Raw genomic sequence first — 12,899 nt, 5'->3', positions numbered from 1 at the left:
ATTTCATTTAATTGGCCTTTCTGTAATTATAGATCGCAAGACCGTTAAGTACCACTGCAAAACCTACCAGATAATAGAATTCGGTTTGTACTTCATAGAATCGACTGCCTTTCAGGACAATGAGTCTTACTACTTTAATAAAATGAGTTACGGGAGTAAGGTTAGACATTTTCCGAGCCCAGTCCGGCATACTTTCGGTATTCGTAAAAAAACCGCTCATCAACATAAATACCATCATAAAAAAATATGCAATAAACATGGCTTGCAGCTGGGTATCTGCAAAGGTGGATATGAGCAGTCCCAACCCCAGTAAAGCAATAAGATAAATTGCTGCAAAAACATACAGTGTGAAAAGACTCCCTTCCGGAAAAATACCATAAATAACATACATTACAACGAGTCCTATGGTAAAAACGATCATTCCTACAATCCAGAAAGGAATCAGCTTACCTAAAATAAACTGCCATTTTTTTATAGGAGTTACGTTAATTTGTTCAATCGTTCCTATTTCCTTCTCTTTTACAATGTTTAAGGCAGTGATAAAACCTCCGATCAGAGTAAGAAGCAGTACTAATATACCCGGAACCATATAATATTTATATTCTGCTCTTGGGTTATACCAGTTGGTCTCTTTAATAACAATTTTCGCAGGAGTATTGTCTGATTTTCGGGCTGATAATTTTACATTCACATCCAGACTACTGTTGAAATCATTGATCACAGAGAGTAAATAGCTTCCTCCCAGTGCTGATTTTGTTCCATTAATTGCATCAATAGAGAGATTCACTTTCTGGCTTCCTTCCCGCACAAGATTGCGTTCAAATCCGGGAGGAATTTCCAAAACAAGGTCAGCATTTCCCTCTTCAATCATTTTTAATCCATTTTTATAGGATTCAGGATTTCCTGCCAGTTTAAAGTAACCGGAAGACATGATTTTATGAAGTAATTTTTGAGAATAGCTGCTGTGGTCATGATCTATATAGGCAATATTGATGTTTTTTACTTCAAAATTGGCGGCCAGAGGCATGATGATCAGCTGTACTACAGGCATTACAAACATCATCGCAAGGATCGTTTTATCCCTGAATATCTGACGAAATTCTTTTCTCAATATGAATACCATTATTCTCATGACAGACGGATTTTAAATTTCTTCAGGGCAAGTGCCAGCAATCCTACCGACATGATCAGTAAAACCAACGTCTCTTTCCATACATATCTGAAATCAAGACCTTTCAGCATGACTGCTTTTACAATATCATAATAATATCTTGAGGGAAGAATTCTGGATATCACCTGAAAAACTACCGGCATATTTTCTACGGGAAACATAAATCCCGTTAATAATAAGGTAGGAAGCATCATTCCCATCATGGAAATAAGCATAGCGGTCTGCTGGGAGTTGGTAACATTAGATATCAATAGACCTAATGAAAGACATGTGATAATGAATAATATGCTTTCTACAAACAATAGAACAAGGCTGCCACGGATCTCTACATTTAATAAATAAACAGAGAGAAGGAGAATAATGATAAAGTTAACAAGAGACAGCACAAGATAAGGGATAGCTTTTGCTATCAATACCATAACAGGTTTGAAAGGAGACACCAATAATATTTCCATGGTTCCCATTTCTTTTTCGCGAACAACAGCTACGGATGTCAAAGCAGTACTTACAATCATAAAGATAAGGGCAATAACACCCGGAATAAAATTAAGGGATCCATTCTGGTCTTCATTATAAAGCTGCCTCATTTCAGGAAGAATCTTATAGGAAGGTTTGATATTGGGATTGAGCTGCTGCTGGTACCCTGCAATCATTGCATTGAGATAATTGGTAAGAATAGTGGCTGTATTCGGATCTGAAGCATCGGCAATAATCCGTATCTGCGCTCCGTCTGAGGTATAGAGATCTGATCCGAAATTCGCGGGAAATATTACGGCACATTTTATCTTCCCTTCCCTGAATTTTTTCTCAATATCCGGATAATTTAGAGAAGATTCCTGCATCTGGAAATAGGAACTTGATTTTATCTTTGAAATGACCTGCTCAGACTGAACATCATGGGCATTGTCCAAAACTGTAATCCCGATATTTTTAACCTCACTACTCAAAGCATACCCAAAAAGGATAATTTGAACAACAGGCATACCGAAAAGAATCAGCAGCGTTCTCCGGTCTCTGAATACATGATAGAATTCTTTTCTGATGAATACGAATAACTGTTTCATTATTTAGTCTTTTTTGGACAACTCTTTATCCGTTGAGATCTTTTTTGTTTTAATCGCCTGATCTTTTGGCTCCTCTTGCCAGTTCATAAAATACATCATCCATGGAATGGGTATTGAACTTCTTTTTAAGATTGGAAGGTGTATCCATGGCTTCTACTTTTCCATCTACCATCACAGAGATTCGGTTGCAGTATTCTGCTTCATCCATATAGTGTGTGGTCACAAATACGGTAATCCCATCTGCTGCTGCCTGATAAATCATATCCCAGAACTGTCTTCGGGTGATAGGATCTACGCCTCCGGTAGGTTCATCAAGAAATACAATTTTAGGTTTATGAAAAACAGCCACCGAGAATGCCAGTTTTTGTTTCCAGCCTAATGGGAGGGCTCCTACCAGTTTTTTTGCTTCGTTTTCTAATCCCAATGTAGCAACCAGATCAGTACTTCTTGTCTTTATATCCTTGCGGGAAACCCCATATACACCTCCATAAAACTCAATATTCTCCAGAATGGTAAGGTTATCATAGAGCGAGAATTTCTGGCTCATATAGCCAATATTTTTTTTGATCTGTTCTTGTTGTTTATATACATTGAATCCGGCTACTGATGCTGTTCCTGAAGTAGGGTAAGATAATCCGCACAGAATCCGCATGGCGGTAGTTTTTCCTGCTCCGTTAGCTCCAAGGAAACCGAATATCTCGCCTTGATCCACATCAAAAGAAATAGAATCAACAGCTTTAAAGTCTCCAAACTGTTTGGTGAGGTCTCTACAGATAATTGCTTTATTCTCCATGATTTACTTCTTTTTGTTCCCGCATCAGCCGGATAAAACTGTCTTCAATGGTTGGTGTTATTTTCATCACTTCCAAACTTTCCGGATGATATCTTTCGGCTATATTTATTACAGATTGCATATCTCCATCTTCTTTTAATGTAAGGTGCAGATATTCTCCAAAAGCATAACAGCTTTCAATATCTTTGTCAGTACGGAGAGCTTCAAGCAGTGGATAAATATTTTTACTTTTAGCAGCAAAAAGTGGTTTGGGAAAATTGTTTACAATGTTTTCAGGTTGATCTATAGACATTATTTTTCCATTCTGTATCAGTGCAATCCGGTCACAAAGTTTTGCTTCATCCATATAAGGTGTGGATACCAGGATGGTGATATTCTGCTCTTTCAATTTAGCCAGCATATCCCAGAATTCTTTTCTGGAAACAACATCTACTCCGGTTGTGGGCTCATCAAGAAATAAGACTTCCGGTTTATGGATCAGAGCGCAGCATAATGCCAGTTTTTGTTTCATTCCTCCAGAGAGCTTACCTGCCCGCCGGTTACCAAATGGTTTAATCTGCTCATAAATATCTTTAATCAGATCGTAATTTTCTTCAATTGTAGTTTCAAAAATGGCTGCAAAGAAATTCAGATTTTCATTCACTGTAAGATCCTGATAAAGAGAAAATTTTCCGGGCATGTATCCTACTTTATTTCTGATGGGCTGATATTCCTTTACCACATCATGACCTTCCACTTCTGCCGTTCCGCTGTCTGCCAGTAAAAGAGTGGTCAGAATCCGGAATAGAGAGGTTTTTCCAGCTCCATCAGGCCCGATAAGACCAAAAAGCTCTCCTTTCTTTACATCAAAAGAAATATCATCTACTGCTTTTACGCCATTGTAGGTTTTGATTATATTTTTTACGGTAATGGAAAACATTTTCTGGTGATCGTATTTAATTTTTTAAAATAGTGTTTCTCCGTACATTCCTATCTTCAGATAACCATCATTTTTCACTCGTATTTTGATCGCATAGACAAGATTGGCTCTTTCATCTTTGGTTTGGATGGTTTTTGGAGAAAATTCCGATTTGTCTGAAATCCATGTAATGATTCCCGGATATTCTTTAAATCCCTTTTCTCCCTGATCGATTCTTACTTTTACTTTCTGGCCAAGTTTTACCTGTGGCAATTGAGTTCCGGTAATATAGGCTCTGAGATCCAGAGTACTGATATCTGCTATTTTATACAGAGGTTTTCCAATCACCTGCATTTCACCTTTCAGCGCATAGTTAACCAATACTGCCCCATTGATAGGATTGATAATTGTTCCTTTATTAATTTGTTCCTGAAATTGTGCTGCTGTTTTTTCCAGGGGAGCTTTTTCACTTAAAATGCTTCTGTTTTGGGTGCTGTTGTTGGAATTATTGACGGAAAGCTGCTGTCGGGTAACGGAAATCTGCTTTTTGAGCTGTACAATGGCAGCATCAATATCGTCTAACTGCTTTCGGGTTGCAGCATCTGCCTTTACCAGATTGGCGGTACGGGTACGTTCATGAATCTGATGATCCAGCTGTGCTTCCTGTACGGCCAACTGTTTTTTCACCAACAAATCCTGTTCATTGGTATTACTTGTTTTTTGCTGTAAGGCTTGAATGCTGGCTTCTGCCTGTGCTTTCTGCAGTTCGGCCATGGTAACGTCAATACGGCCCACCTGAGCACCTGCTTTAAGAGTGGCTCCTTCCTGTATGGAATAGGAAATTAATTCTCCGTTTTGCTGGGCAGAAACGATAACTTCATCTGCTTCAAAGTTTCCTGAAGCATCAAATTCGTCTTTGGATTTACATGCACTTAACAGGGTAAAAGCACTTAGTATGATGATCATTTTTTTCATAGAATTCAAGGATTATTAATTTCCGGAAATAAATTTCTGATTATACCTGGCCTGTAACAGCTGAATCTGATGGAGAATCATTGTCTGATTAGCCAGGTGTTCTGTATTAAGCTTCTGAATATATTCATGGGTCGTAATTACACCATTTGCCAGCTGAGCTTCTGCTGATCTGCTGACTGATTGTCTAAGGCCGATTACGATTTTGTCCTGCTCCAGCAGGTTGCTGTATTTTTTAATGTTTTCTTCCTGCTGAGCCATGTCCATTTTGGTATTGAGTAAAAATGTTTCTTTGTCCGTATCGGTAGCTTTTCTGTTCAGCTCCAGAATTTGTTTTTTATTGGAAGATGTATACAAACTTTCCAGAGACCAGCTGAATCTTACTCCGGTAATAAACCATGGTCCGAATTTATTTTCAATAATATTAAGAGTAGGTCTTCCATATGCTCCCTGAAAGAAAGCACTTACCTTAGGCATAAGATCAGATTTAAGCTGTTCTTCCTGTAATGTGTAGACTGATTTCTGAAGATCAAAACCTTTCAGTTCCGGTCTGTTGATTTCCGCAGATAGAAGTTCCGGCTCCGGGGATTCCAATACTGAAGAATCGGAAAGTTCTTTTCCAATAAAGATCCCAAGCATTTTCAGATAAGCGTTGCGACTGGATATATATTCTGTACCGGCCATCTCTGTATTCAATACTTCTGCCTTCAGTTCATCTACATTACTGCGGTAGGCTGTTCCATATTGCAAAGATGCTTCTGCTTTCTGTACCTGAGTCTGCAGGCTTGCTTTTTTTATTTCATTTTGTCTGAGCTGAGCATTGGTTAAAAGAATAGAGAAAAATAAAGCATTAATTCTCTGTTTTAATGTATATAAGGAAACTTCTATATTTTGGGTTTGTAGTTCTGTATTAACTTTTGTAAGCTCTTTCTGGTTGTGTATTATACCACCATCATATAATAACTGATCTACCTCTCCCTGAATTTTATATTGGTCTCTACTTAATGACGGAAGTGATGCATTGATAGGTAGAGCCCCTAAAGCATCAGAAAAGCTGATAGTTTGGGATTGGTAAGTTGCCTGACCGGTAAATGAAATTTTGGGCAGGTAGCCTTTATTTGCGTTATCTATTGTGTATTCTGCCGTTTTTGCTACAATTCCTAATTTTTTGATTGTAGGATAATTTTCTTTTGCAAGGTGATAACATTCTTCAAGCGTTAATGGTGCAGACTGAGCATTCAGAGAAGTAACAGCTGTCACACTTAAAAAAAGCGTAAGAAGAGGTATATGAAATTTTCTATACATAAGAATTGATTATTTGAAGTTAAAACCAATTTTACATTTATTATTCATCAGATTTAATCATTTGATTAAATTAAGGACAAAAAAATTATCCTTTTGACATGGTGGCTTTTATCCACATAGGAATGAGCTTCTTGCGTTCCAGCATCAGCTTTTCAAATTCTTTGTCATTCAGTTTACTGCTTCCCAGTAACATGGGCTTGGCAATAAAAGGAAATACGGTAAGTCCGAGTATATTGATCAGAAAATGGAGAGGATTGGGCTCTTTAATGCTTCCGTTCTTTATGGCTTCCTGATGTTGTTTTAAAAACTCGGAGGTTTCTATTACTTCTTTCAGAGGAATTTTTTGTAAAAGCAGATTAGGATTATTGCGAAGTTCACTGATAATGAACGTTGGAATTTCCGGTTCTTTGATGATGAGATCAATATATTTTCCTACTACTTCCACCACTTTCTCATCAATACTGGTATTTTTATCATTGAGTACCATCATTAAATTCTGAAAAAATCCTGCCATTGTTTCTATCATAATCATCTCAAAAAGCTTTGCTTTACTTCTGAAATAATAGTTGAGTAATGCCAGATTGATTCCCGCTTCTTCTGCGATGTCCCGCGTTCTTGTGGCAGCAAATCCTTTTTTATAAAACACAGTACGGGCTGCTTCTTTTATTTTTTCTTCCGTACTGCTATCTATTTTTTTCATTCCTACTATTTTCTCTTACAAAGATATAAACAAAATTTATTATTTAATCAAATATTTTAATCATTTGATTAAATTTAACATAGTGACATTTAATTATTTGATAAACAAAGTTTTGTGTGTTTAAATGTAAAGTATTCATATATTTTGAGGACAGAATTTTGGAAAAGTTTACTGTTTCATAACCTATAAAAAAATCATAGAAACTGAAGATTATTTTCTGTTTCTATGATTGATAAAATATGATTTTGACGTATGATTTAATTAGTAACTACTCCGATTCTTGCTTTCAAAGGAATGTTGTAGGTATTCAGGCAAGGTGTCTGCCCGTGGAAATCAAAATCAATATTGACTTCAGGCCTGAAAATCAAACAATGGGTAGATCCGCCAAAATGAAAGGTGCCTATAGGATCTCCTTTTTTGACGTGATCCCCTTCTTTTACAGTAATTTCACAGCTGGATACTTCAGCCATTCCAATAGCAACAAAGCACATCAATCCTATTTTATCATTATCTGACTGGATAAAAATCAAGGCACGTGCAGCCAGTTCTGTGATATATCCCTGAGAATCATTAGGGCCGGAAGGATCATAACCTTCAATAGGAGCTTCAGCATAATAAGTTCCCGGAACATTCTCAATGGCTACAATAGTACCATCTACCGGACTGTTCCATCGATGATAGGTTTTAGCACAAAGAAATGCCTGATAGACTGTGCTGTTATCACCAAATTTCTGAGCCAGTTCATGATGGTTCATGATATCCAGCAAAGAATAAGGTTGTCCTTTCATCCAGAATTTATCTTTCATCTGAGCATTGGTAACACAATTGTAAGGAGCCGATTCGCAGGCATTAACAATAACTGACGGATCTTTGTCCTCCTCACTTACTTCTCTTACTCCTGGATTAAATTGACGGGTAAAAAAATCGTCCCAGCTTTTAAATCCAAAATAAGGTTCATTAGGTTGGCACTGATAATTGTAAATGAAATTCTGTAAAGGATCTTCAGGATTATTCCCTTTTCCTCTTAAAGGATCCATGGCAGCAATTGCTTCGAGAGCTTGTGGAGAAAACCAACCTAAAGGATTGGTGTAATCCGGCTGTGGCTGGTTTACCGGACCATTCACCAAAACATATTGTGATGCCGGAGATTCCAGAAAAGTTTTCCATTCTGCTAAAATAACGCTTAGTTTTTCGTTAACTTCGGGATGAAGAAACGTTAAATATCCTGCCTGAGTTCCCATTGCCCAGTCTACAATCGCATTAATCGGAAATCCTACAAGTCCTATATTATCTTCTATAACACTGTAGCATGGCGCTTCCTGTAAAACCTGATTGATAATAAGGAGCATGGTTTCGAAGTTTTTTACAGGTTCATTATATCCTTGTGGGATCTCATCATACATGCTGGTAAAACTCATATATAAAACAGGATTATTGTAGATTGCGTCCCTGAGATCAGCAACGGTCGGATTCATTGGAAGTCTGCTGTTTTGAGCCTGCTTTACTTTTTTTTCCAGCCAGGTGTTAAGGAACTTTCTGTCTGAGGGCAGCCATTTCCCCACTCTGTATTTTACATGGTTCATAGTACGGTTTTTAAGTTTTTTTAAAATTGATGGTACTATAAAGTTACTTCAATTGACAGAATATCACAATAGTATTTCTACTTAATGTGAAATAAGTAAAAACACCTACTGTGTAATTTTAATGGCAGTTTGTTTTTATGCACAAAAAAACAAGGCGGACACAATCAATCCGCCTCGTATCTCCCAAATAATTAAATATGAAAAAATATGAATGTCTATACCAGACAGGCCTTCAGCATCAGATCATGAAGGTCTGTATTTTTGATGAACGGCTGTAAAAACTCGTTTCCAGGGCCATAAGCAGCTACTTCCACATAATCTCCGGAATGATCCATGCTGATCCACCCCACAGAATTCCTGCTTTTCTGAATTTCTGAATATAATTTAAAAGGCAGTTTCTTATAATTATAAAGTCCTTCTTCTTTTTCAAGTCCGTTGTAAAAACTCAAAATATGTTTGGCTTCATCATCGTTCAGTGTAATTTTGTTGCCTTCATAAATCCAGTCTTTAATGTCTTTTACAGAATAATCTTTGTGAATCTTGTTCAGAATGTATTCATTGGTGTATTTGTATTCTGAAATACTGTTAAACTGCTTGGTGGCTTCAGCTCCGTAAATAGTTCCCGGATTCGCATTTCCATGATCTGTAGTGATGATGACTAAAGTATTTCCATCTTTTTCAGCAAAATCTATGACTGCCTTTACAGCTTCATCAAATGCCAGCTGATCATGGATAAGTGCGGCTACGTCATTGGCATGAGCAGACCAGTCTACTTTTCCGGCTTCTACCTGAAGGACAAAACCTTCGGGATGATCTTTCATCTGATTGATGGCGGTAGTGGCCATTTCAGCAAGAGTCGGTGTGTTTTTGTACTCCTGAAGATGGGTTCTGTCAATAGTATAGGGTAATGCACCTGTACTGAAGATTCCTAATAGTTTTTCCCCTTTTTTGATTTCTTTCAGATCATTTTGTGTTTTCAGGATCCGGTATCCTTTTTTGCTGTAAACAGAATAGAGGTCTTTTTTATCTTCTCTTTTGGCAGGGTTGAAAAATTCGTCTCCGCCTCCAAACAGCACATCTAATTCCAGCTCTGCATACATTTCTGCAATTTGAGGTTCAGCATTTCTTTTGGAAGAATTTATACAGAATCCTGCAGGAGTCGCATGAGTAATGGTTACCGTAGTCACACAACCGGCTTTCTTTCCTGCTTTTTTATATTTCTGCCATATGGGAAGATGCTTTTCTCCATTGGCTCCTATATTCAGAGTTCCGTTTTTAACTCTTATTCCTCCTCCAAAAGCTGAACTTGCGGCAGCAGAATCTGTAACGATAGAACTTGCAGAAGCGGTGTCCATCAAAGCACGGGTCACCCTTTTATCATGATACAGATTAAGCCAGTTACTTCCTTTTCCTAAAATGTTCCGTGAATACAAGTCTGCCATTGAAAGCGTTCCCAGGCTCATCCCGTCACTTACCATGAAGATGATATTCTTAGCTTTCCCTTTTCCGTGTTGCTCAGTGTTCTTCCCGAAGCTCCAGAGATCGGATGGTGATAAGGTCAATAGTCCTGAAAGCAGTGCAGATCCTTTTAGAAATTTTCTTCTGTCCATATTGTTTTTGAAATAATGCTGAAAGTTATCGTATTTATTTTTTTTATCGTAACATTGTTGCATTAATTAAAGGTTAATTTTAAATATTCTTCGGAAACGGATCTTCAAAACTTTGATTTTTATCAAACAGCTCCTTTTCACTTTCGTTAATAAGACAATGCTGAAGGTCTGATAACATTTGTTCTTTATCCAGATTCTGCCCGATAAACACCAATTCATTAATTCTGTCACCCCAGTTTTTATCCCATCTGCTTTCTATGAACTTTTGATTTTCTACAAATGAAGAATACTGAACCCTGTGATTCATAGGCATACTACTCCACCAAACGCCTGCTTTTTCAAGTCTGAAAGAACCTCCTGCCTGAGAAAAATTCAATGCATCATTAGGTCTTGAGGCTAACCAGAATAATCCTTTAGCTCGGATGGTTCCTTCCGGATAATGGTGATTCAGATATTCCCACAATCTTATAGGATGGAAGGGTTTTTTATCTCTGAAAACCATTGAACTTATTCCGTATTCTTCCGTTTCCGGGATGTGATGTTCTGACTGTAATTCTTTTTGCCAGCCTGCGGATGACTGTGCTTTATCAAAATCAAAAAGCTGTGTATTTAAAATCTTTTGAGGATCAATTTTTCCGAACTCTGCATGTAAAAGTGTCGCATCTGGATTCAGTTTTCTGATCGCTGCTTTTAAAAAGCCTAATGTTTCTGCATCTATAAGATCTGTTTTGTTTAAAATAATCACGTTGGCAAATTCAATCTGGTCGGTCAAAAGATTGACAATGGTTCTGTAATCGCCTTCCATATCGGTAAGATCACGATCCAGCAACATTTCATTGGATCCAAAATCATTCATGAAATTGAAACAGTCTACCACCGTTACCATTGTATCAACATAGCTGAAACGGGACAAGTCTATTCCACTGTCTTCATCAATATAAGTAAAGGTTTGAGCAACAGGAATAGGTTCACTGATTCCCGTACTTTCGATAAGGAGATAGTCAAAACGGTTTTCATTCGCCAAACGTTCTACTTCTACCATAAGATCTTCACGAAGTGTACAGCAGATGCATCCGTTACTCATTTCTACCAGTTTTTCTTCAGTTCTTGAAAGGGTATTTTGATTTTCAACAAGGCGTGCATCAATATTAATTTCACTCATATCATTCACTATGACTGCTACTTTTAATCCTTGTTTATTATGAAGAATATGATTCAGTAGTGTCGTTTTTCCAGCTCCTAGAAAGCCGCTGAGTACCGTTACAGGAAGTTTTTTAACCATTCTCTTAATGTTTATGATTTTTAAAATTGATAATATGACCGGTAATTAATCCGACAACTCCTACATAAATCAGAGGAATATGGACTTCAAACAGGAAATCTGCCAGTATAGAAATGAAAATGAGAGCTATAGATGCCCAGAATAAAAACTTCAGCCATCGGTTTTCCATTCTCTTCGTTATTCTGAACACCACAACGGCTCCAATGCAAAGAAAAGCCAGATCAATATAGGGATTGTGTGATATTCCCACGGGAACAATCAGTAATAACGGAAAGACGATACAATGAATCAGGCATAAAACAGCAGCGGAGATTCCTACAGCATCAAGAATTTTTGATTTCATAATAGTATGGATTAATTTTCTTATCGTAACTTTGTTGCAAAAGTAGAAATAAAAAATTAAATAACGCAACTTTGTTGCATTAAAATATGAAACAGGTCAGAAATACACAGGCCAAAACGGAAATTTTAAACCTTATCAATGGTTCAGATATAGCCCTTACCCACTCTGATATTCAGAAGAAACTGGGAGATCTGTGCAATAGAGTAACCATTTACAGGGTATTGGAAAGGCTTGAAAACGAAGGTGCTATACACAAGATCGTCAATATTGACGGTGTGGTGAATTTTGCAAAGTGTAGTGGAAAATGTACACATGAACAGCATTTTCACAATCACGTTCATTTTAACTGTAAAGAATGTCATTCCGTGACGTGCATTGAAAACGCTATTCCTGAAATCAGTTTACCGGAACATTTTATCGCACAGGAATATAATTTTATCATCAGCGGGATATGCCCGAAATGTGCTGATGCTTAAAAAGTAAAAAGGCAGAAAAGCGAATATACTGATCTGCCTTTTGTTTTATTGAAATATAAATTCTGTTATAAAGAAGAAATATAGACTTCTATTTTGGTGCCATCATAATTGAAGGTTCCGTCAGAATTCTTTTTACCCAATACCCATTTCATATCCACAGGTACTGTCCATGCTGATCCTAATGAAAATCCGTTGACAGATCTGATTTCATTTCCGTTTCCTGTCGTAATCGCTGAATGAAAAAATGTTTTATCAATAAGCCTGTAAAAACCAATGGCTTTTCCTGCAGGAATGGGCGCATATCCATCCCATTTTTCTCCAGCCGGATAATTGAATAAGGTTAACCATTTTTGTCCTGCAGATTCTGCAAGCTGAGTAGGACTTATCCTGGCACCACGCATATACAATGCATAGGCAACCACATCATGACATACTCCACTGTTGTATTTCGAAATATTCTCTTCCCCTGAGAGAATGGAATGAGCAACGGGTGCCCTTTCAGATAGGGATAGCTGAGCCTTCCTGGCTCCTTCCGGTGTTATAAATGACATATTGTAATATTTTGTTTGGTGAAGTAAAGATACAGCTTTAAAATTTAATCACTTCTATTAGAAAATAGGTCTTTATTTTTTTAAGTTTTGGCTAAAGCCTTTGGCATGATGAATAATAAATTAGGTGGGCTTTAGCCCACCTCTATTGATA

Annotated in this window: 13 protein-coding genes; 1 reads left to right on the top strand and 12 read right to left on the bottom strand. The window is 37.3% G+C overall.

What is annotated here, in order from left to right; translation table 11 throughout:
* Positions 1 to 7: 7 nt before the first annotated feature.
* The 11 genes from BUE84_RS11530 to BUE84_RS11480 all read right to left on the bottom strand — a co-directional run bounded on the left by BUE84_RS11530 (position 8) and on the right by BUE84_RS11480 (position 11,721).
* The gene (locus tag BUE84_RS11530; RefSeq protein WP_079241762.1) at positions 8 to 1,132 is read right to left on the bottom strand and encodes an ABC transporter permease; all 1,125 of its coding nucleotides are present in this window, start codon (positions 1,130 to 1,132) and stop codon (positions 8 to 10) included.
* Positions 1,129 to 2,235 carry an ABC transporter permease gene (locus BUE84_RS11525; protein WP_079241761.1) on the bottom strand — a complete coding sequence of 369 codons (1,107 nt, stop codon included), beginning with the start codon at positions 2,233 to 2,235 and terminating at the stop codon, positions 1,129 to 1,131. The genes BUE84_RS11530 and BUE84_RS11525 overlap by 4 nt, the downstream gene beginning before the upstream one ends.
* 49 nt (positions 2,236 to 2,284) lie before the next feature.
* Complete coding sequence (locus BUE84_RS11520; RefSeq protein ID WP_079241760.1) at positions 2,285 to 3,028, bottom strand: ABC transporter ATP-binding protein; 744 nt, start codon at positions 3,026 to 3,028, stop codon at positions 2,285 to 2,287.
* Complete coding sequence (locus BUE84_RS11515; RefSeq protein WP_079241759.1) at positions 3,018 to 3,947, bottom strand: ABC transporter ATP-binding protein; 930 nt, start codon at positions 3,945 to 3,947, stop codon at positions 3,018 to 3,020. Before BUE84_RS11515 ends, BUE84_RS11520 begins: the two co-directional genes overlap by 11 nt.
* 24 nt (positions 3,948 to 3,971) lie before the next feature.
* Complete coding sequence (locus BUE84_RS11510) at positions 3,972 to 4,901, bottom strand: HlyD family secretion protein (RefSeq protein WP_079241758.1); 930 nt, start codon at positions 4,899 to 4,901, stop codon at positions 3,972 to 3,974.
* Positions 4,902 to 4,916: 15 nt separating this feature from the next.
* Positions 4,917 to 6,203 (bottom strand): TolC family protein, encoded by a 1,287-nt coding sequence (locus BUE84_RS11505; RefSeq protein ID WP_079241757.1) that lies wholly within the window; start codon positions 6,201 to 6,203, stop codon positions 4,917 to 4,919.
* A gap of 85 nt (positions 6,204 to 6,288) precedes the next feature.
* Positions 6,289 to 6,903, bottom strand: a complete 615-nt coding sequence (locus BUE84_RS11500) for a TetR/AcrR family transcriptional regulator (protein WP_079241756.1) — start codon at positions 6,901 to 6,903, stop codon at positions 6,289 to 6,291.
* 257 nt (positions 6,904 to 7,160) lie between these two features.
* Positions 7,161 to 8,486, bottom strand: coding sequence for a phosphatidylserine decarboxylase family protein (locus tag BUE84_RS11495; RefSeq protein WP_079241755.1), 1,326 nt, complete (start codon positions 8,484 to 8,486; stop codon positions 7,161 to 7,163).
* Between the two features lie 215 nt (positions 8,487 to 8,701).
* Positions 8,702 to 10,096 carry an alkaline phosphatase gene (locus BUE84_RS11490; RefSeq protein WP_079243923.1) on the bottom strand — a complete coding sequence of 465 codons (1,395 nt, stop codon included), beginning with the start codon at positions 10,094 to 10,096 and terminating at the stop codon, positions 8,702 to 8,704.
* A gap of 79 nt (positions 10,097 to 10,175) precedes the next feature.
* Positions 10,176 to 11,378: a GTP-binding protein gene (locus tag BUE84_RS11485; RefSeq protein WP_079241754.1), complete on the bottom strand. Its 1,203-nt coding sequence runs from the start codon at positions 11,376 to 11,378 to the stop codon at positions 10,176 to 10,178.
* 4 nt (positions 11,379 to 11,382) lie between these two features.
* A complete protein-coding gene (locus BUE84_RS11480; protein ID WP_079241753.1) occupies positions 11,383 to 11,721 on the bottom strand; it encodes a MerC domain-containing protein in 339 nt (112 codons plus the stop codon).
* An 86-nt stretch (positions 11,722 to 11,807) separates the two neighbouring features.
* Between BUE84_RS11480 and BUE84_RS11475 the strand changes: the two genes are divergently transcribed.
* Complete coding sequence (locus tag BUE84_RS11475) at positions 11,808 to 12,197, top strand: Fur family transcriptional regulator (protein WP_079241752.1); 390 nt, start codon at positions 11,808 to 11,810, stop codon at positions 12,195 to 12,197.
* Positions 12,198 to 12,262: 65 nt separating this feature from the next.
* Here the strand turns inward: BUE84_RS11475 and BUE84_RS11470 are convergent, their stop codons facing one another.
* The gene (locus BUE84_RS11470; protein ID WP_079241751.1) at positions 12,263 to 12,748 is read right to left on the bottom strand and encodes a hypothetical protein; all 486 of its coding nucleotides are present in this window, start codon (positions 12,746 to 12,748) and stop codon (positions 12,263 to 12,265) included.
* Positions 12,749 to 12,899 lie beyond the last annotated feature (151 nt).

The sequence above is a fragment of the Chryseobacterium indologenes genome, from assembly GCF_002025665.1.
GTDB classification, from domain to species: Bacteria; Bacteroidota; Bacteroidia; order Flavobacteriales; family Weeksellaceae; genus Chryseobacterium; species Chryseobacterium metallicongregator.
The sequence above is the reverse complement of the archived record's forward strand: the minus strand, read 5'-3'. Positions and strand labels throughout refer to the sequence as shown.

Coding starts and splice junctions, on each gene's coding strand:
- BUE84_RS11530 (WP_079241762.1), bottom strand. CDS start 1,132: ATGAGAATAATGGTATTCATATTGAGAAAAGAATTTCGTCAGATATTC.
- BUE84_RS11525 (WP_079241761.1), bottom strand. CDS start 2,235: ATGAAACAGTTATTCGTATTCATCAGAAAAGAATTCTATCATGTATTC.
- BUE84_RS11520 (WP_079241760.1), bottom strand. CDS start 3,028: ATGGAGAATAAAGCAATTATCTGTAGAGACCTCACCAAACAGTTTGGA.
- BUE84_RS11515 (WP_079241759.1), bottom strand. CDS start 3,947: ATGTTTTCCATTACCGTAAAAAATATAATCAAAACCTACAATGGCGTA.
- BUE84_RS11510 (WP_079241758.1), bottom strand. CDS start 4,901: ATGAAAAAAATGATCATCATACTAAGTGCTTTTACCCTGTTAAGTGCA.
- BUE84_RS11505 (WP_079241757.1), bottom strand. CDS start 6,203: ATGTATAGAAAATTTCATATACCTCTTCTTACGCTTTTTTTAAGTGTG.
- BUE84_RS11500 (WP_079241756.1), bottom strand. CDS start 6,903: ATGAAAAAAATAGATAGCAGTACGGAAGAAAAAATAAAAGAAGCAGCC.
- BUE84_RS11495 (WP_079241755.1), bottom strand. CDS start 8,486: ATGAACCATGTAAAATACAGAGTGGGGAAATGGCTGCCCTCAGACAGA.
- BUE84_RS11490 (WP_079243923.1), bottom strand. CDS start 10,096: ATGGACAGAAGAAAATTTCTAAAAGGATCTGCACTGCTTTCAGGACTA.
- BUE84_RS11485 (WP_079241754.1), bottom strand. CDS start 11,378: ATGGTTAAAAAACTTCCTGTAACGGTACTCAGCGGCTTTCTAGGAGCT.
- BUE84_RS11480 (WP_079241753.1), bottom strand. CDS start 11,721: ATGAAATCAAAAATTCTTGATGCTGTAGGAATCTCCGCTGCTGTTTTA.
- BUE84_RS11475 (WP_079241752.1), top strand. CDS start 11,808: ATGAAACAGGTCAGAAATACACAGGCCAAAACGGAAATTTTAAACCTT.
- BUE84_RS11470 (WP_079241751.1), bottom strand. CDS start 12,748: ATGTCATTTATAACACCGGAAGGAGCCAGGAAGGCTCAGCTATCCCTA.